Genomic DNA, 18,723 nt, shown 5'->3' on the forward strand with positions numbered 1-18,723 from the left:
GAAATCACACAGAAAAAGACATCTGTCCTTCCGTCAAACGCTGTCTCATCTGTAAAATCCCACCGACGAAGTCGGCCACGCGACGCTCGGACGTGGGCGATCTCGCTGCCATTTCTGCAACTTCACCAATCTTGTAGGTCATCGGCAAAGCCACGGTCGAAATTCCAACCATCGCAAGATCCAAGTCATCTGCAACCACGGGATCCATTTCCCTGATTTCGTCAATCGCCTGCATCAATGAACTTTTCCCTCTTGCCTCATCCGGCTGAACGGCGGAAATTCGATTCACCAACCAGAGTCCAAATTCACGATTTGCCAGCCCATGAAGCAGGATCAAAATTGCTTCGCGTGGCTCACCCTTCACTATTGGATTCTCGAGAACGCGCCGGGCGGCGGCCATGGAGCGGTTAATGTCGCCCTGAACATGATCGATCAGCGACATTGTCTTTTTCGCCTTGCCAGCAATGCGCCAAGCGAGAAAACCCGAAGCCAACAGAGCGCCAAAGGCCGCGGCATTCAACCACAAAAGCAGGTCATTACCGTCCATTGTCATTTTCCTTTGCACGCTGATATTCGAGCGCCTTGGAATATTCCAACATGAGCTTGTTCTCAGCCTCTGTAGACACTGCTTCAGAGAGCTTTTTGGCTTCTTCCGGCGTTGTCGACTTTATCAGGAATATACGCTCTTTAATTTGCGTTTGTAGCATCCACGCGCGAAATATAGCGTAAGCCGCCATGAGACAGACTGCGGCCCCGATAGCGCTTGCTAGAGGCACGCCAGCGATCAGCGCGAGGAAGGCACTTATTACGATCAGACATATTACAAATGTGTCCTTATCGAATTTTGATGCGTGACGGATCGCACTTACCCAAAATGATTGATCTCTTTTCTCCTCATCACTCACGTGGCGCCTTTTCTCCCAACAGATTATAAAGAGCCTTGTTGCAATGTTCACGACACAAAGACACAACCCAGACAGATCACTTTCACCCAACACACTTTCACAAGCTGAGTAACGCGTAAATCCGGGTACCGAAGAATAATGTCGGGATGATCCGACGATTTTCTACTAAAACAACAAAAAAGCCGGGCGTCACCACCCGGCTTTTCCAAATTTCACCCTGACCGATCCGATCAGTTGAGGCGCGTCTTGACCTGCGAAACGGCATCAGCAAACAGCGTGTTGCGGGTGGCGGCGTCGGTCTTGGCGGCGATCACCTTTTCGGCGGCAGCGACTGCGAGGTCGACGGCAGCGGCGCGAACGGAACCGATCGCATCGGTTTCGGCCTGCTTGATCTTCTGCTCGGACAGCGCGTTGCGGCGTGCAACGAACTCTTCCGTCTTCTGCTTGGCTTCGGCGGTCAGGCTAGCTGCTTCGCGTTCGGCAGCGGCAACGATGTTGGCGGCCTCGGCTTCGGCTTCCTTGCGCTTCTGCTGGTATTCGGCGAGCAGTGCCTGCGCTTCTTCGCGCAGACGCTTGGCTTCATCGAGTTCGGCCTGAATGTTGCCGGCGCGCTCGTCGAGCGACTTGGCCATCATGCCCGGCACCTTGAGATAGGCGATCAGGACAAAGAACAGGACGAGGGCAACGAGGGCGAAGAAACTTGCATCAAATGCCATAGGATCAGGCCTCCGTCTTTACGGCGGCAACAGCAGCCTTGACTTCTTCGCCGCTGGTCTTGGCGCCGATCAGCTGATCGACGATGCCGGCTGCGGTTTCTTCGGCGATATCGCCGACATTGGCAAAAGCCTTGGCCTTGATATCGGCAATGCGCGCCTCGGCGGCAGCAAGCTTGGAAGCCAGCTCCTCCTCGATCGCGGCACGATCGGCAGCGGCCTTGGTCTTGGCGGCTTCGCGGGCGGCATCGGCAATGCCGGCACCCTTGGCGCGGGCGGCCGCCAGTTCTTTTTCATAGGTTTCGACAGCGGCGTCGGCTTCAGCCTTCAGGCGGCCGGCTTCGCTGAGGTCGGCGGCGATGCGATCATGGCGGTCGCCAAGAATGGCAGCCAGACGCGGCGCGATGACCTTGTGCATGACAAGGAAGAAAATGCCGAAGGTGATGGCGAGCCAGACGAGCTGCGACGGATAGGTCGCGAAATCGAAGGGCGGAAATACGCCGGTGGCACCATGGTCGCCGGGTACGCCGGTTTCCGTGTGCAGTTCGCCGGCAGGCGCGGCGTGCGGTTCGCCGACGGTCGCGGCTGGCGTCTCAGAAGCGGCCGGCGCTGTCTGCGCATATGCCGGGGTCACGAACATCATCACCTCCAGGTGTACTCCAAATGCGAAGGATCACGGCACGCCTTTTGCAAGCGGCCGTGATCCATACCCGGACCGTTTATTAGACGGCGAACAGGAGAAGGAGAGCAACGAGCAGCGAGAAGATGCCCAGAGCTTCCGTAACGGCGAAGCCGAATACCAGACGGCCGAACTGGCTGTCAGCGGCAGACGGGTTGCGCAGGGCGCCCGACAGGTAATCACCGAAGATACGGCCGAGAGCCAGAGAGGTACCAGCCATGCCGAGGCATGCGAGACCGGCGCCGATGTACTTTGCTGCTTCCGCTTCCATATTGAAAACTCCTTTGGATGGATTAGGGCGGCTTATGATGGCGCCGGAGACCGGGCCAGCGACTTGTTCCGACTAGTGACCCCCGTGCACGGCATCGTTCAGGTACATGCAAGTGAGCACCGCGAACACATAGGCCTGCAGGAAGGAAACCAGGAACTCCAGACCGGTCATTGCGACCGTCATGATGAGCGGGAGGACGGCACCACCGATACCGACAGCTCCGAGAGCACCCATGGAGGTGACGAAGCCGGCGAAAACCTTCAGCGTGATGTGGCCTGCAAGCATGTTTGCGAACAGACGAACCGAAAGGCTGATCGGACGGGACAGGAACGAGATGACCTCAATCGAAGACACGAGAGGCAGAAGCACTTTGGGAACACCCTGCGGCGCAAAAATGCCGAGGAAATGCAGGCCGTGCTTGTAGAAACCGTAAACAATGACGGTGCCGATGACCAGAACCGCCAGCGCGAAGGTGACGATGATCTGGCTGGTGACCGTGAAGAAATAAGGGAACATGCCGAGCAGGTTTGCCGTCAGCACGAACATGAAGAGCGAGAAGACAAACGGGAAGAAGACCATTCCCTTGGTGCCGGCACCTTCACGCAGCATGCCGGCAATGAACTCGTAGCTCATTTCGGCAACCGACTGCATGCGGCCCGGGATCAGCGAGCGGCTGGCGGTCGCGAAATACAGGAAACCGGTGGCGGCAGCCACGGTTGCCACCATGAACAGCGAAGCATTGGTGAAGGACAGGTCCCAACCGCCGATTTCCATCGGAATAATCGGCTGCACCACAAACTGATGAGTCGGATCGTTAGCCACCGCTACCTCTTTCCCTCGCCGCCTTAAGGCGCCAATTCACTTCCGAAACTGCCTCAAAGAAGACAGTTTCATTTCCCAGTTTTGTCACTTCGATCATTGAAGGTTGCCTGAGGAGCAACCATACCAACGGAACGAAGCACATTCAGAATGCCCGCACAGAAACCGAGGAGGAGAAGAATGATCATCCCCCAAGGCGATGTGCCGGCAACATAATCCAGCCCATAACCCAAAAGAGCACCAACAGCGACAGCCGAGATGAACTCCGAGGAAATCTTCAGACCAAGGGCCATGCCCTTGCGGCTTTCCTCGGACTGCGCGTCCCTCTTCGCCTCGGCTGCGTCTTCAGCGTGCTTGCCCGCAAGTTCTGCAGACAGGCGCTTCCGGCGCTCTTCCAGACTATCTTCACGGTCATCGGTCATTACAATCTCCCAAGGCCTCAATCTCGAAGCCACCCGACACGGACGAAGCCCAGCCAGCGAGGGAAATCGCGCCTTCCGGCCCGTTTTGAAGTCGCCGCAACATAGTTTTGCACGCCCTTATAGTCAAGGCGTCGCGCACGCTTCATCCAATGGAAATTAACCGATAAAAATCATAGCCTTAGACAGTTTGACCCGGTTGCGCGTCAAACTTGCCGGGGAATCGGTCGCCGCTCAGCTCCAGCCTCCGCCATAGGTGCGGTAGAAGACATGAAGGCCGATGCGCCCCACCTTCTGCATGGAACGTGCCCAGCCGGGCCGCACATAAACGGCGTGATAATGGGTGGCGGAGCCGACTTCCGTCAGCCAGATCTTGCCCGCGGTGACAGCCATGGCAATCTCGCGGGCCATCTTCCAGTGCTCTTCGGAGCGGACACGATCCTTGATGTTGTCGCAGGCAAACGAAAACTGGCAACGGTTGCGCCAGTTCTCGTTCTGGTAAACGACGCCGCAGATCGTATCGGGATAGGCGGGATTTCGCACACGGTTGAGAATGACCTGCGCCACGGCCGCCTGCCCTTTCACCGATTCTCCGCGCGCTTCGAAATAGATACCGGAGGCAAGGCACTGCTGCTCCTTGGACGAAAAGGTCGCAGCAGGAAGCGCCGTTGCCGCCCAGGCATGATCCTTGGGGCCGATCTCCGGCACGAAACGACCGGCATCCGCTTTCGGGGTCAGAATGGCATCGAAGGGCGACTGGCGGGAATAATCCGGCTTGGCCGGAGCGTAAGCCGTGGCCAGAATATCCGGATTGTTGTTGGTGACCAGCTTGGCGATCATCGGGTTCATGCCGGCATCGATCAGCTTGTCTTCTTTCTTGCGGAAATAGAAGGCGGCAAGCTCGACGGTCTTTTCGCCCTTTTTCGGCTTCACGAAGGCGACTTTTTCGGCGCCCTTTTCAGGCCTGCTCAACAGATAGCTGGTGCGCTGCAGGACCGAACCGGCGGTAAAGGCCTTGGGTGGCAACATGCGCTCCACCGCCATCACGCGGCCCTTCTTGGAGGCGCGGTTGACGCGCTCCTCGTCCGTCGTGCCATCGCCGGGATTGTCCTTTTCCGCATTCGTCTTGCCATTGCCGACAAAGGCCACCTTGCGGCCATCCGGCAATTGCATGCCGGCATCACCAAATTTTCCCGTGGCATTGGGGAAAGCCAGTTCGGCATTATGAATGGAGCCTGCCGGCGAATTGGTCATCACCATGCGCCACTGGCTGCCATCCCGCTCGAACCCGGCGAGAAGATCGGTGAGGTCACCATTGGACGGCATGGCGGGAAACACGAGCCAGGCAGCAAGGCCGAAGACGGCGGGGGATGTCCACCCTTCCATACGGAACGAGGACTTGCGACGCAAAACGCTGATCGAACGCAAAACCGGGTACTCCAAGACGGCAGGCCACAAGGCAGGCTGATAGGCAAATCGATGACTTGAAGATGAATCATTAACCTTGATGAGCGGTTAACGCGGCCGGTGGCACGCCCTGCAAACGCTGGCGTTTTAGCGTTCTCACACAAACGTCAGCACAGCGTGACCTTTGTGCCACGCCACATGATGGTCAGAAATGTGAAGGAAAACCGTGTGCTTATCGGCTCGCTGAAGATTTGAAGCCGGCAGGCGGACATTCGCCCGGATCAACGATCTCCAATCTCGGAAAAACGCATATCCTGCCGGCCGTCCGCACCCGCCACTGCCGTCAGAAACCCTTTCAGCACCGCACCATCCGGCATGAACAGCACCGTAAGGTCATCCGCGATGTCCACTCCGAGATCGATCGCCACCGGCATGCGCAACAAAGCGGCCAGGGCGACAAGCCTTGGGGCCACATCCTCACGTTCGAACAGGTGGATATCCAGCTTGGTGGCAAAACCCTCGTGCTGCATCCGCCAGCATGTCGCGACCGTATGCCGGTCGATATGATCGACGAAGGTAACGGATGTATCCTCGCCCTCGAACAGGCTTGGTGAAGGGACAGCAAAAGCCGTGGCAAACGCGGCCTGCAAAACCGCCATGGAAGGCCGGCCATCGATGAACACATCCGGCATCGGCCCGTGGCAGACAAGGGTCATGTTTCGCATCCGTGGCAAGCTCCGCGAATTGCCCGTTCCAGCCGGTTTCATGACACGCCCCCTATAGCCGGAAGTCCTCGAAATTATCTCGTCTTCATCGACCTGAGATCATCAGGATGACAATTCCTCTACCCTGCTACGCCGGGTTATTGCGGACCGAGCAGGCGAACAGGAACCGGACGCCGCAAGGAATTATCCGGATTGTTGGGATCCTTTTGCCACTCGATCAACGTGGCCGGTCCAAGCTGCAGGTGGAAAAGAAGATGCTCGACGATACCGGCCTTCCGCATGTCTTCCGGATAACCTTCACCACCCATCTGGCGCGAAGGGAAAAAGCCGAAGATTTCGCCTGACTCCAAAAGACCGAGGCGATTGGAGGCTGACGAGAACAGGTCGTAATCGGAATATCGTTCGTCCATATCGCGGCTAAGTGAATATCCGGTGACGCGTATGGCGTGACCAAGAGCGAGGTCGGGCGTCATCTCTTTACCCTCGCCGTCGTATATTGGGCCCTCTTTGCCGACCGATATCGTTCGATCAAATCCCGCCAAGTCTAGCTTGGTTAAATGAAATTGCTTGCTCCAGGCAAAAACTCGACCATCATAATCATACATACAGCAATCGAAATCATCAGCCGAATATACGGGATCGCCCTCGAAGGCGGCCTCCAAAACGGGCCGCAGAAGCGCCGGATCGCAAATCCATATATACCCTTTCAAAAGCGCCCCGCGCCCATGCTCCAGCCAGAACTCGATCAGTCCATCGGGTAACCGGCCTCGATACTTTTCGGCCTCCTCCGGGCTCACCGGCGTGACATGACTCATCGGCCCGAGAATATCGACGATGTCATGAAACGGGCGCTCGCGATCCGTCCGCGGCACATCCTGCAGCTGTTCGTAGGTGAAATCGACCTTGTCATTCATAGCAGTTCGCCAGCCATACGTTATCGGCGATCACAGGCCGACTGTATTTCCCGGCAAAATCCTTTGAACTACTGCCAGGAATGCAATCAGTTGCGCTCACACAGGCCTCCCCTAGAACAAATCTACCGGATTGGCTCATTAAACGGGAAGTCGATGCGCTCCCATGTCTTACCATCGAAGCGCCCCTTCGCGACCGCTGCCCCGCAGATCAGGCCGAGGCCGCGCCCTCGCCATCCTGCGACAGGGCAGCCAGCCGGCCGGCCGTCGCATCCGTCTGCTGCAGAAACACGCCGTAGGGTTCATCACGCATTTCGACAGAGACATTTTCGGGGTCGATCACCACAGGCGTCTGGTCATCCGCATATTTGTAGAATTCCAGAAAACCGCCTTCCGCCAGCCTGCGCGCCAACGCCAGAACCGCGTCCACTTCGACGCCAGCCTTCTCCAGCAGGTTTTCCGCCGCGCTCAGAACGGCATCTTCATCCAGGGCGCTCAGCAGCAACTCACGCTCGATCAATCTCTTGTCCATCATTGCCCTTCTCACTGCACCCGTCTCACTGCCCGAGCGGTACGCGATCGCCCGACGGCTGAATTTTCACGTAAGGCCCCTGGTGCACGGCATCGCCGCCGCCACCCTTCAGCCCCTCGGGATAACCGCGATTGAGCGATACGGCACCACCCTTGCCATCATAATATCGCACGCCGTCACCCTTGCCGAGAGGCGCCTTGGTCCAGTTCGCGCCATCACGCAATTCCCGGTCGAGAATTTCCTCGGCCTCTTCGTAACGCTTTCCCTGCAGGCGTTCGGCATAAGGTTTTGTATCGCGCTTCTGCGGTTTCGGCTTTTTCGGCGCACAATTGCCGCTGCAATTGTCGCGCTGTTGCGAGGGACTGCCCTGCTGATCGGCCTTCTGCTGCGCCTGTGGCGGTTTTGTGGGCGGTGGCGTCGGTTTCGGCGGCGCGGGCGGCCGCCGGGTACCGCCCTTCAGCATCTGAAGCAGAACCTTGATCAAACCGCCCATCAGCCGACCTCGCCCCAGAAGTTCTCCCAGTCATCACCGGCGGCCCTGTCGAGGGCAACCAGCAGGTCGTCTATCGCGTCGTCGGGATGTTTTGCCGTCTGCCGGAAGAATTTCTCCGCCTCCGGGCCATCACATTCACCCTCGGTGATCGACATCAGATAGGCCCATTTCATATGCGCCCGCTCCGACGCCAGACCCAGCCTCGCGCCAGAAGCTTCATAAGAAAGGACGCGCTCCATCATCTCGCGCTCACCGACCGCTTCCGTTGCGGGATGCACATCGCGCAGATAGGCCACCACTTTCAGGCGCGAAGCCTGCATGCGGGCATTTTCGATGAGGGCAATCATCTCTGGCGACAGCTGCAGCATGCCCCTGCCCGCCACGACATCCGAAGAGACCTCGGCGCCCGGACGCCGCCCGCGCTTGACCCCGCCGCCCCAAAGCGCATCCGGCGAGAAAAAGAGCTGTTCGACCGGACCGAACAGGCGCAAGGCCTGCGCCTCGTCCAGCACCGGAAAAACCTGCATCATCACGTTCGGATCGGCATGGCGAAAGATCACCGTTTCCGTGGCGGAGGTGCGATCGGGCCCGGGCTGATGGGGCGAAGCATCGGCACCACCGGCCGCCGCAAGCTCCACCCGTTCGCCATCAAAAACATCGGATGCGGCACCGCGCGGAATGGCGATGCGATTGAGGCCACGCAGATGGCGGAACAGGATTTCGGCGGTCAGGCTTTCATCGCCGACCCAAAAGACGATCGCCGAGCGGCCATCGGCGATGCGCATAAGCGCCTCCAGCCGGGCCGCGACGTTTTCCGGCTGCGGCGCCCCTGTACCAGCCAGCATGCCGCCGGCCGAAACATCGCCGGCAGACAGATTTTCCAGCATTTGTTGCGACAGAAACGCTGCCTGCGCGGCAAGGGCGTCATCGGAAAGCGCATCCGCCTCACCGGACAGGCCCGGGTCATCCAGCGGTGTCGGCTGGGCGGCAAGCGAAGGATCGACAAACCAGGGACCGCCGGCCACGATGGCATAATCGCCACCGGCATGGCGATAGAGCGGGCGATGGGCGATATCGGCGCGGTAAAGTTTTGCTGCCAGATTGTTGAAACGCGCACCATCCATGACCGCAAAGATGCGGCGGCCCGGCTCGGCAGCCAGATCACCAAGACGCGCCAAAAGCGCCTGCCCCTCGGTGGAGAGCGGGTTTTCTTCGCGCTCGCGATCGATCATCCTATCCTCTCACGGTCGGCATGGATTGCGCGGCCATGCTGGCCTGGCACGGCGTGCCGCCGCTTGCCGCACCGCCGGCAGAACCGCCACCCGCACCCTTGCCTTCATCGTCACCGATAAAGACGTTGCCGGATCCGGTCTGCGCATTGCCACCGCAGTCGATGGCATCACCGATACGACCGGCCGGTTTGCCATTGATGAACACGGTAGCGGAACCCGCCGCCAGCGCCCGCCCATGCGGCCCGGCATGACCGGCCACGCAGGCATGCGGCATGTAACTGTCGCCGACGCGCATCAAAGGGCGGTCGTTGACGTAGACATCCGGGCTGCCGCCGGTCGCCGGCGATGGCGGGAAGTGGCAGGCGTGTGCGGAGCCGATATCGGCGCGTCGGTGTGCTGGGGGCATGGGTGATCCTGCATGCGATTAGTAGTAATGACTTCTGGAGATCATTTTAGTCTACCAGACGACAACATATGATTTTGCTCCGAAATCACGTCCAATGCGTTCGTTTCGCTGCCAAGGGGGATGTTACCCATGACACCGGGAAGGCGAGCGGAGGACAGAGTAGCAACAGGAGCATGAGTTCTGATCATGCCCACACGCGCATTCCGACCGTCCTCCACCACAAGAGGCACATCGTCATAGCCGTCTTCGTGAGGGAAAAGCATTGAAGATTTTCCAGTCCGCTGTTCATAGTAACGCATGGCCATGTTGCGTATTGAGCGTAGCGAGACCGCCCCCCAAACAAGGTCGGCCCCCCACTCATTGGGCCTAGCCATCGGTCCGGTTCCGAAACCAATCGATTGGATGTAGTTTCGAGGCCCCTCTGCCCATACATGCCTTACTACATACCCCACATTCAGCTTGTGGCCAGGCATGGTCTTGTTTACCAGTACACGTTTCGCAGCGTTAACAATATGCGAGACGTTTCCGAATAGATCGACTCGCGTCACGGAGCCCGTGGTCACAGGATCGCCGAATTCATCACCATCGAAATCCAGATATTCCAGCGCTGGATAATCCCTCAGTCCCATCCAGACATCATCGATCTCAAAGCGCAGTTTGATAGGCTTCGGATTGAACTTCGATGTATTCACCATGTAGTTTGGCAGCACTCTTCCGGTCGTGTCATAATAATGCCAGTCCTCACTACCAGGGGACTCCGATATCATTCGGGACTTAAATATGTAAACGGTACCATCATCAAAACTCACCGTCGTCATATCATCAGAGCTGATACTAACGCCCATTACCCTCACCTCTTGCTGATATGAACATCGCACCCCGGAACAGGGCGTAGGACACGAAATATGTACTCAAGACCTGCCACAATCTATCCCAATAATATATTGGCATTGCCACACCATCCTTGATGTAGAAATCAGCCCCGAACTGCAAATCACGGACCCCGGACAACTGCGACTGCATAAACGACGCGAATACCACATATATTAATATAAAAATTAACTCCAAAAACATCGAATTCATCCCGCCATCCCTTAATATAAAAACAAAAACGGATGGAATCATAATATAAAAAGTAAAAAATACAAATATGTTTATTATATTAATAAACAAAAATACAGTATGAAACCTGTACCATTCATCATATACGATATATGCACTAGATATCATCGCATAAATCAAGAATACATATGAAATAAATCGAAAAAAAACCATCAGTTCAACTCTATTTTTTCAGAAGAAACTTTGATCGATTTTGATCCTTTTATTTTTATGCTAATTCCATTCAATTCGATCTCACCATTGCTCTTCATGACGAGGCTACTTTCACCGCACTGAAATATAAATCGATCTCCAGTCATGAATGTCGTTACTTTCTCGACCTCTACAACGCGATGCCCCCCTACGATTGACGTATGGTTGTCGCGGGTAATATCCTCACGCGACCCTCCGACTTCGGTTACTTTCCCCTTGCCCACTTTTTCGGTCGAGGAAACTTTTACCCGCTCCATTTTGTGAGAACCGACGAGAATTTCCAATTTTCCTTTCGTTTCATCATCCTGCATCAGCATGTCGAGTTCGACTGGCCTGTAAGCGAGACTGCCGTTTTTGTAAGCTATGTGATCCACAACCTTATTCAGGATCTGCTCCTGAAAGCTGGCCTCCAAAGAGGACCCGACGACGAGACGCATATTCCCGCCAATCACTTCGTTCCTATGGCGCCCAACCTCGCTTACGTGATTGTTCCCCACGGATTCGAACTGCGTGTTTTCAACGCGCTTTGATCGATTGAACCCGATATGAAGATTATTATTTCGCTCCGCGCGGAAATAAACTTCTTCGCGACCTATATCATCCTCGAAACTCAGCTCATTGAAGCCACTACCCTTATGCGTATTCGTCCGAAACGTACTCTTCGTCTTGTTCGCCGGCAGATCATACGGAACCTTCTGCATCGCATTCGGCACCACCCCCGTCACCAATGGCCGATCCGGGTCGCCATCCACATAGGCGATCATCACCTCCATGCCGATACGTGGAATAACCTGCCCGCCCCAGGTTGAGCCGGCCCAGTTCTGTGCCACGCGCACCCAGCAGGTGTCCGATCCATCCTTCTTGGCCTTGCGATCCCACGGGAACCACACCTTGATGCGGCCATACTGGTCCGGGTGGATTTCTTCGCCTTCCGGTCCGGCAACGATGGCAACCTGTGTGCCTTCGATACGCGGGCGTTTGGTCTCGCGGTGCGGGGTCATCGGCACGCGGGAGGGGACGGCTTCGAATTCGTTGCGATATTCCGGTTCGTTGCTGTTGGTCTCATAGGAACGATCCACCACCGTCTGGATCGACTTGATGATCACATGCTCTTCATAAGCATGGTCGGGATGCGCGACTTCATAGGGCGTAAAACGGCGACCGGTTTCGATGATGCGGCTGGTGGAGGCGCCATAAACCCGGTCGTGGTCGGCTTCCGATGCCTGGACGCGCAGTTTTTGCGCACGCTCGGCTTCGGCAACGGATGAGATGCGCGCGGGGTATTCGTAAAGCTCGCGTTTGGTCGCATCCGGCATCTGCACCAGCGACGGTGTCATCGTGCCCGGCACCATGCGCGGGGTCTCGAAATTCCAGTCGGCGCCGGCGCGCTGGCCCGGAACGTAGGAAAAACGACGTGCCCATTCGTTGATATGATTGCGGTCGGACGAGCCTTGCGCGAGGCGCACTCGTTTTTCGCCCTGGGCCGAGGCTGACGGTCCAAGCCAGCCATTGGCGGTATCGGCCACATGCAGCTTGTGTTTGCCGTCCTCATGGCTGAACCAGTAGAACAGGCCATCCTCTTCAAAACGGCGGCAGAGATAGTCGAAGTCTCGCTCGTTGAACTGGACCGAATAGTGTTGTTTGGGCGGCGATGTGATGACACCCGATGTGTCCGGTGCGGGAATGCCGTGTTCCGAAAACAGGATTTCGGCGATCTCGATCGACGTCTTGTCCATCCAGATACGGCAATCGGAACGGCGGGTGAGCAGCCACATCTGCGGGCGCAGCACCATCGCATAGGAGCGCAGACCGCGGGTGATCGGCGGGCCTTCGTTGAGTTCGGTGACCAAACCGTTGAACGGGCGACGGATGGCCGGAATATCTTCGCCGTCCCCCTGCTGCACTTCCACCGACACATCGAGCAGGCGACCGATCAGGTCTTCCGGCTTGATCTGCTCCTTCTTGGTGCGGGCGACGAGGTGGATCTCGAACAGGGAGGAAATGCCTTCCTGGATCGTCACGCGCTCGGCCAGAAGCTGGTCTTCTCCCAGCGGCGAATTGATCTTCAGGATACGGCTCGCCTGAATGAAATCGGCGGCGGAAGATGCGTTGTCCATGAATTGCCCCGGCAAATCCCAAAAGTAAAACAGCCACCGGACTGTCGGCAGCGCTCAATTGAAGGTGTGTCTGTGCGGGGAAAAATATGGCGTGAAGGCGGCAAATCAACCCTGAATGGGCGGTATTTGAATATAGGGTGTTTTTACGGGAATTTTAGAAAATCGGCATAAAGTGGCCTTTATCGCCGGCCTTTTGGCCTCGTCGCCAGCACGTTTCGGATCGAAAAGCTGGAATGGATGCGTAGCACGCCGGGCAGCGCGGAGAGGATCTCCTTGTGGATGCGCTCGAATTCCAGCGCGCTCTCCACTTCCACCCTCAACAGATAATCGGAATCGCCGGTCATCAGAAAACATTCGCGGATTTCCGGGTGTTTGCGGATTGCCGCCTCGAAACGGTTGAGGTGGTCCTCCGTCTGCCGCTCCAGCGTGATGTTGATGATGACCGCGATCGTGTTGCCGCCGGCACTTTCGATGAGCGCCGTATACCCCTTGATCACGCCCGCCTTTTCCAGAAGGTTGATGCGGCGCAGGCAGGCGGATGGCGACAGGCCGACTTCAGCGGCGATCTTGGCATTGCTCATGCGGGCGTTCAGCCGCAGCAGGCGGATGATATCGCGGTCGGTAGCATCGATGGCGGACATGCGAATTGTTCCATAAATTCGAAGAACCGCCTGAAAAACATCTAATCATGCAATGATCAAGCAATAATCGACGGGATATTGCGTGATCGTTTCAATAAGCTGCTCTGATCAAGTCATTAATGACGGGAACGGGTGATGCAGCGTGGTTTCAGGGCGTGTTCAAACGCGGCTGCCGCAGTGCGGACTCGGCCAAAACTGTGTTTTGCAGTATTGTGGCCTTTCCGGCATGAAACACTGAGGGCAGCATGAAAGTCTCCATTCTCGGCGCCGGCATTATCGGCGTGACATCCGCCTACCAGTTGGCAAAGGCCGGCCACGAGGTCACAGTCATCGACCGACAGCTAGGCCCTGCGCTCGAGACCAGCTTTGCTAATGCCGGCGAAGTGTCCTTCGGTTATTGCTCGCCATGGGCAGCTCCCGGCATTCCGCACAAGGCGATGAAATGGCTGTTCATGAAACACGCCCCGCTGATCCTGCGTCCCAAAATGGATGCGGCGATGTTGTCGTGGATGCTGAAAATGCTGATGAACTGCACAGCGGAGCGCTATGCGATCAACAAGAGCCGCATGCTGCGGCTGGCCGATTACGCCCGCATCACTCTGGCGGATGTGCGCGAAGAGACCGGCATCGCTTACGATGAGCGCATGCAGGGCACGCTGCAGCTTTTTCGCACACAGGAGCAGCTGGATGCATCCGCCAAGGATGTGAAGGCGCTGGCCGCCGATGGCGTGCCTTATGACGTGCTGGATCGTGATGGCTGCGTGCGCGTCGAACCCGCGCTTTCGCATGTGCGCCACAAGGTGGTTGGCGGGCTTCTGACCCCGAAGGACGAGACCGGCGACTGCTTCAAGTTCACCAATGCGCTGGCGGCCAAGGCGGAGGCGATGGGCGTCAAATTCCTCTGGGGCCACAACATTAAGGCCGTCGACATTTCCGGCGGCAAGGTGTCCGGCGTGCATACGGACAAGGGCGACATCAAGTCGGATGCCGTCGTCGTGGCGCTCGGTTCCTATTCGCCGCTTCTGGTCAAATCCTTCGGCATCCATCTGCCGGTCTATCCGGTGAAAGGCTATTCACTGACCATTCCGATCACCGACGCAACGCGCGCGCCGGAATCGACGGTAATGGACGAGACCTACAAGATCGCCATCACGCGGCTGGGCGACCGTATCCGCGTCGGCGGCATGGCGGAAATTTCCGGCTATACCAATGATCTGGGCCTTGCCCGCCGCCGCACGCTGGAACATTCGGTCATGGACCTGTTTCCGGGTGGCGAAGCCGGCAAGGGCGAGTTCTGGTCGGGCCTCAGGCCCATGACGCCGGATGGCACGCCGATCATCGGCGGCACGCATATCGCCGGCCTTTATCTCAACACTGGCCATGGCACGCTGGGCTGGACGATGAGCACCGGTTCGGCGCGCGTCATCGCCGATCTCGTCAGCGGCCGCGAACCGGAAATCGATGCGAGCGACCTTTCGGTCAGCCGTTACGCCTGATCTTTTGTCAGCTGCGGCGACGCTTATACAGCAAGTCCCCCTCTGGCTGCCGCCATCTCCCCCACAAGGGGGGAGAAAGTTTGCGGCAACCTCTTGCCTTAATTGAGCTTGAGAGGGTCGGCTGGGTTAAGCCCTCCCCCTTGTGGGGAGGGTTGGGAGGGGTTTTCCATATGGCGTTAGCCCTACCCGCTCAGGCAAAAGGGCCCACTCAGGCAAAGGGATCGTAACCCGGCTTCTTGTAGATGAGATCAGGCTTGCCGGCGATATCGGGCACATAGACCTTGTCCGTCCATTCCGCCGGATCGACATCCTCGATCGCCACCGAGATCGACTTTTCCGTCGAACCGATCGCCGTCATCAGCGCTTTCTGGATTTCCGCCGTCAGCGCCTGTTTCTGTTCTTCCGTCTTGCCGGCATACATTTTCACGATCACGTGCGGCATGGGCTCTCCTTTGTGTTTCCGGGCCCGTGCATTGGCGCCCGCATGCCCGTGAATTACAACATAACCACGACACGACAATCCGGAAATCAGATCCGACGCGGGCAAGACCACGAGATCGACACATGGAACTCTCACGGAAAAGACGCGTTGCCTGCTTCAAGACAATCTGGAGGCTTTGAGGCGAGGACCTGGGATTGGCCGCCTAAAAGCCGCGATCGGAGGTGCAGCATGCCGTTTGCGTCCAACGACATCATCGACAGCGACGATCTGTCGTTTCTGCACGAGGTTCTGACCGAGGTCTGTCGCGAACGCACGATCGCGCCCGGCAGCGAGGAGGAAAAGGCCGTGGCCGACCAGTTGATCAACTGGTTCCTGTTCGGCATCCGGGAAAAGCAGGAGCTGAAATCGATGCTGAACCCGATGATCGATCCAGCCGGCCTGCCGGCGACGGGGACCTGAAAACAGCCGCCTGAGATTGAATAGCCGCTGATATCGCGTGATTGCCGAACGCCAACCTGCCTGTAAGATGAAACCGACATCATTGCTTGGGATATCATCATGACAGCAGAGGTCATCGTTCTCGGTGCCGGTATCATCGGTGTTTCGACCGCCATTCATCTGGTGCGACGCGGCAAGTCGGTCATTCTGGTGGACCGGCGCAATCCCGGCGAGGAAACCTCCTATGGCAATGCCGGGCTGATCCAGCGCGAGGGCGTGGCACCCTATGGTTTTCCGCAGAATTTCGGCGTGCTGCTGCGTTATGCGCTCAACACCAGGGTCGATGCCTTTTATCATGCCCGCGCGATGCCGAAGGTGGCGCCCTTCTTGCTACGCTACTGGTGGCATTCCAATGCCGATCGCCACAGGCTGATCACAAAGGCTTATGCACCGCTGATCGAACATTCGATATCGGAACATGCGGACCTGATCGAAGCGGCGAATGCCGGCAACCTGATCCGCAAGGATGGCTGGACCGAGGTTTTTCGCAGCCCTGCCGCGCTGGAGGCGGAGCTCGCTGCGGCACGGGCAAAACAGGCGGAATACGGGCTTGCATTCGATACACTCGACAAGGCGGAGCTTTCGCGGCGCGAGCCGCATCTGAGCGAGGATTTTGCTGGCGGCCTGACATGGCGTGATCCGTGGGCGGTGCTCGACCCGCTGGCGCTGACACAGGCCTATGTGCGGCTGTTCGAAACGCTGGGCGGACGTTTTGTCCATGGCGATGCCACCACGCTTTCACCCGTTGCCAATGGCTGGACGGTGAAAACGCAGGATGGCCCGGTGCAGGGTGAAGAGGTTGTCGTGGCGCTCGGGCCGTGGTCGGACACGGTGACTGCGCCGCTCGGTTACCGTTATCTCGTGGGCGTCAAGCGCGGTTATCACATGCATTATGCACCGAGCGATGGCGCAAGGCTGAATGGCTGGCTGATGGATGCGGAGCGCGGATATCTGCTGGCGCCGATGAACCAAGGCATCAGGCTGACGACGGGGGCCGAATTCGCACTTCGCGATGCGCCGAAAACGCCGGTGCAGCTGGCACGGGCAGAAGCGATCGCGCGAAAAATATTTCCATTGGGAGAAAGGCTCGACAGCGAGCCATGGATGGGTGCGCGGCCCTGCACACCGGACATGATGCCGGTGATCGGCAAGGCGCCACGCCATCGCGGGCTGTGGTTCGCCCTCGGCCATGCGCATCACGGCCTGACGCTCGGCCCGATAACCGGCCGCGTGCTGGCGGAAACGATGACCGGCGAACAACCGGTCATCGACATTTCAGCCTACAGGCCCGAACGTTTTCGGGCCTGAACTCTGCCGGATTACATCGAGGCCGGGAACTTGCCTTCGAAATAGTAGCTGGCCTGGGCGCGAACGACGGCCTTGAACTGGGAGACGAGAACTTCGCCTTCCTTTTCCGAAACCATCAGGGCCAGACGCAGGGTTGCCGAGGCCATGTGGAACATCAGGAACAGGGTGCGGCGATAGGCATCGCGCATCTGCTCGGGAATGAACTGTTCGGTCGCATCGTAGAAATTGTCCGACTGGTAGCGGGTTTCCTCGATGTCGCGATCGGCAAGGCTCTTGTCGGCCTGGATGGCGTTGAGAAGATCCTGGGTCGACGGATTCTGACGCAGATTGTTGTAATAGACGTCGAACATCGTGTCGGTCGCGTTGAGCGCGTCCTCGGACGCCTTGATGCCTTCGATCGACTTGGCGATGATCAGGCGGGTCTGGTCGACATAACGATCATAAAGCATCGCAATGATGGCCGACTTGTTGGGGAAGTACTGATAGACCGATGCGATCGGACCGCCGGAAAGGGCAGCGATTTCCTTCATGGTGACGGCATCGATGCCCTTTTCACCAATCAGATGCATCGAAACCTTCAGGATCTCGTCGATGCGGTCACGGCTTCTTCCCTGCTTGGGAACGCGACGGAGCGACGATGTACTTCCACTGTCATGACCGAGACCTGGCATAATATTCCTCAAACCGTTATTCGGCGTAGCGGAGCGTTGTTGCTGCAACAAGCGCGGTATCCGGATACGCAATCCTAAAACCTGACTACTGTACGGAAGTGACCCGCGAACGGATCACCTCCCCCTCGTTTTTATTTTCCGCCGCGCGGGAGGGGCCGCATGGCGCGTGTTCGTCAACCGGCCCTGCCCAACGGACAGAACCGTCCTTCGACCGTTCGAGGGCACTCCACCCGATCCGTGAACCTCCACGACCACCCTCGCCCAAGAACAGACGAGCAGGTGTCGGAAATAGTTTCACGAACCCGACAGATTATCCCAAAAATCCGCACAACAAGCAGAAGCAGAACATCGCCTCATGCTTTCAGCAGCGACCTCGGGAAACCCGACAACATATTGGAAATGTGCAAACGCAAGGATTTTCGATGACCTGCAAATCAACGCCAGACAAACCATTAGCGCGGCATGTAGTTTTCCAGAAGATCACTTCATGGAAACGTTCATTGCACCGTGAAATTGTACCAGCCCCTCAACCAATAAATGCAACCACTTCCTTTATGAGCAACATGTACTTCATTGATTAGAACGGTTCAATGACAACATAAGAATATACATCGATTAACATTATTTTTACGCTGAAAAGACCCTCATCACGCGCAACTCGAATGCACTTGCCACCAAGGGGCGGTAAAAACCTGTCGCGGTGCCTCGACACCTCACCTCAAAA

Annotated in this window: 22 protein-coding genes; 3 read left to right on the forward strand and 19 right to left on the reverse strand. The window is 57.4% G+C overall.

What is annotated here, in order from left to right; translation table 11 throughout:
• Nucleotides 1–4 precede the first annotated feature (4 nt).
• The 17 genes from J2T09_RS11935 to J2T09_RS12015 form a co-directional block, all read right to left on the reverse strand.
• Nucleotides 5–547 carry a hypothetical protein gene (locus tag J2T09_RS11935; protein ID WP_306834605.1) on the reverse strand — a complete coding sequence of 181 codons (543 nt, stop codon included), beginning with the start codon at nucleotides 545–547 and terminating at the stop codon, nucleotides 5–7.
• Nucleotides 537–905: a hypothetical protein gene (locus tag J2T09_RS11940; protein ID WP_306834607.1), complete on the reverse strand. Its 369-nt coding sequence runs from the start codon at nucleotides 903–905 to the stop codon at nucleotides 537–539. Before J2T09_RS11940 ends, J2T09_RS11935 begins: the two co-directional genes overlap by 11 nt.
• 230 nt (nucleotides 906–1,135) lie before the next feature.
• Complete coding sequence (locus J2T09_RS11945; RefSeq protein WP_306834609.1) at nucleotides 1,136–1,621, reverse strand: F0F1 ATP synthase subunit B; 486 nt, start codon at nucleotides 1,619–1,621, stop codon at nucleotides 1,136–1,138.
• Between the two features lie 4 nt (nucleotides 1,622–1,625).
• A complete protein-coding gene (locus tag J2T09_RS11950) occupies nucleotides 1,626–2,261 on the reverse strand; it encodes a F0F1 ATP synthase subunit B (RefSeq protein ID WP_306834611.1) in 636 nt (211 codons plus the stop codon).
• 79 nt (nucleotides 2,262–2,340) lie between these two features.
• Nucleotides 2,341–2,568, reverse strand: a complete 228-nt coding sequence (locus J2T09_RS11955; protein WP_003494147.1) for a F0F1 ATP synthase subunit C — start codon at nucleotides 2,566–2,568, stop codon at nucleotides 2,341–2,343.
• Between the two features lie 72 nt (nucleotides 2,569–2,640).
• Complete coding sequence (locus J2T09_RS11960; protein ID WP_306834614.1) at nucleotides 2,641–3,390, reverse strand: F0F1 ATP synthase subunit A; 750 nt, start codon at nucleotides 3,388–3,390, stop codon at nucleotides 2,641–2,643.
• Between the two features lie 68 nt (nucleotides 3,391–3,458).
• A complete protein-coding gene (locus tag J2T09_RS11965) occupies nucleotides 3,459–3,809 on the reverse strand; it encodes an AtpZ/AtpI family protein (RefSeq protein ID WP_306834616.1) in 351 nt (116 codons plus the stop codon).
• A gap of 231 nt (nucleotides 3,810–4,040) precedes the next feature.
• The gene (locus tag J2T09_RS11970) at nucleotides 4,041–5,216 is read right to left on the reverse strand and encodes a cell wall hydrolase (RefSeq protein ID WP_306835287.1); all 1,176 of its coding nucleotides are present in this window, start codon (nucleotides 5,214–5,216) and stop codon (nucleotides 4,041–4,043) included.
• A gap of 278 nt (nucleotides 5,217–5,494) precedes the next feature.
• Nucleotides 5,495–5,929 (reverse strand): hypothetical protein, encoded by a 435-nt coding sequence (locus J2T09_RS11975; RefSeq protein WP_306834618.1) that lies wholly within the window; start codon nucleotides 5,927–5,929, stop codon nucleotides 5,495–5,497.
• Between the two features lie 146 nt (nucleotides 5,930–6,075).
• Nucleotides 6,076–6,852: a GAD-like domain-containing protein gene (locus tag J2T09_RS11980; RefSeq protein ID WP_306834620.1), complete on the reverse strand. Its 777-nt coding sequence runs from the start codon at nucleotides 6,850–6,852 to the stop codon at nucleotides 6,076–6,078.
• A 208-nt stretch (nucleotides 6,853–7,060) separates the two neighbouring features.
• Entirely contained in the window at nucleotides 7,061–7,381 is a 321-nt protein-coding gene (locus J2T09_RS11985; RefSeq protein WP_306834623.1) for a hypothetical protein, read from the reverse strand.
• Nucleotides 7,382–7,406: 25 nt separating this feature from the next.
• Nucleotides 7,407–7,874, reverse strand: coding sequence for a hypothetical protein (locus J2T09_RS11990; protein ID WP_306834625.1), 468 nt, complete (start codon nucleotides 7,872–7,874; stop codon nucleotides 7,407–7,409).
• The gene (locus J2T09_RS11995; protein WP_306834626.1) at nucleotides 7,874–9,106 is read right to left on the reverse strand and encodes a hypothetical protein; all 1,233 of its coding nucleotides are present in this window, start codon (nucleotides 9,104–9,106) and stop codon (nucleotides 7,874–7,876) included. The genes J2T09_RS11990 and J2T09_RS11995 overlap by 1 nt, the downstream gene beginning before the upstream one ends.
• Nucleotide 9,107: 1 nt before the next feature.
• Entirely contained in the window at nucleotides 9,108–9,512 is a 405-nt protein-coding gene (locus tag J2T09_RS12000; RefSeq protein ID WP_306834628.1) for a PAAR domain-containing protein, read from the reverse strand.
• Nucleotides 9,513–9,553: 41 nt separating this feature from the next.
• Entirely contained in the window at nucleotides 9,554–10,357 is an 804-nt protein-coding gene (locus J2T09_RS12005; RefSeq protein WP_306834630.1) for a hypothetical protein, read from the reverse strand.
• A 429-nt stretch (nucleotides 10,358–10,786) separates the two neighbouring features.
• Complete coding sequence (gene tssI, locus J2T09_RS12010; protein WP_306834633.1) at nucleotides 10,787–12,943, reverse strand: type VI secretion system tip protein TssI/VgrG; 2,157 nt, start codon at nucleotides 12,941–12,943, stop codon at nucleotides 10,787–10,789.
• A gap of 179 nt (nucleotides 12,944–13,122) precedes the next feature.
• Entirely contained in the window at nucleotides 13,123–13,584 is a 462-nt protein-coding gene (locus J2T09_RS12015; protein ID WP_306834635.1) for an Lrp/AsnC family transcriptional regulator, read from the reverse strand.
• A gap of 245 nt (nucleotides 13,585–13,829) precedes the next feature.
• Between J2T09_RS12015 and J2T09_RS12020 the strand changes: the two genes are divergently transcribed.
• Complete coding sequence (locus J2T09_RS12020; protein ID WP_306834637.1) at nucleotides 13,830–15,080, forward strand: D-amino acid dehydrogenase; 1,251 nt, start codon at nucleotides 13,830–13,832, stop codon at nucleotides 15,078–15,080.
• Between the two features lie 208 nt (nucleotides 15,081–15,288).
• On the opposite strand, the gene J2T09_RS12025 is transcribed toward J2T09_RS12020, so the two are convergent.
• Nucleotides 15,289–15,522, reverse strand: coding sequence for a tautomerase family protein (locus J2T09_RS12025; RefSeq protein WP_306834640.1), 234 nt, complete (start codon nucleotides 15,520–15,522; stop codon nucleotides 15,289–15,291).
• Between the two features lie 228 nt (nucleotides 15,523–15,750).
• On the opposite strand from J2T09_RS12025, the gene J2T09_RS12030 reads away from it, so the two are divergent.
• Together J2T09_RS12030 and J2T09_RS12035 are read left to right on the forward strand one after the other, a co-directional pair.
• Nucleotides 15,751–15,981, forward strand: coding sequence for a hypothetical protein (locus J2T09_RS12030; RefSeq protein ID WP_306834642.1), 231 nt, complete (start codon nucleotides 15,751–15,753; stop codon nucleotides 15,979–15,981).
• 99 nt (nucleotides 15,982–16,080) lie between these two features.
• Nucleotides 16,081–17,328: an NAD(P)/FAD-dependent oxidoreductase gene (locus tag J2T09_RS12035; protein WP_306834644.1), complete on the forward strand. Its 1,248-nt coding sequence runs from the start codon at nucleotides 16,081–16,083 to the stop codon at nucleotides 17,326–17,328.
• 11 nt (nucleotides 17,329–17,339) lie between these two features.
• Here the strand turns inward: J2T09_RS12035 and J2T09_RS12040 are convergent, their stop codons facing one another.
• Entirely contained in the window at nucleotides 17,340–17,999 is a 660-nt protein-coding gene (locus J2T09_RS12040) for a TetR/AcrR family transcriptional regulator (RefSeq protein ID WP_306834646.1), read from the reverse strand.
• Between the last annotated feature and the right edge of the window lie 724 nt (nucleotides 18,000–18,723).

It is taken from the genome of Neorhizobium huautlense, from assembly GCF_030811685.1.
In the GTDB taxonomy this organism is placed as follows: Bacteria; Pseudomonadota; Alphaproteobacteria; order Rhizobiales; family Rhizobiaceae; genus Neorhizobium; species Neorhizobium huautlense_A.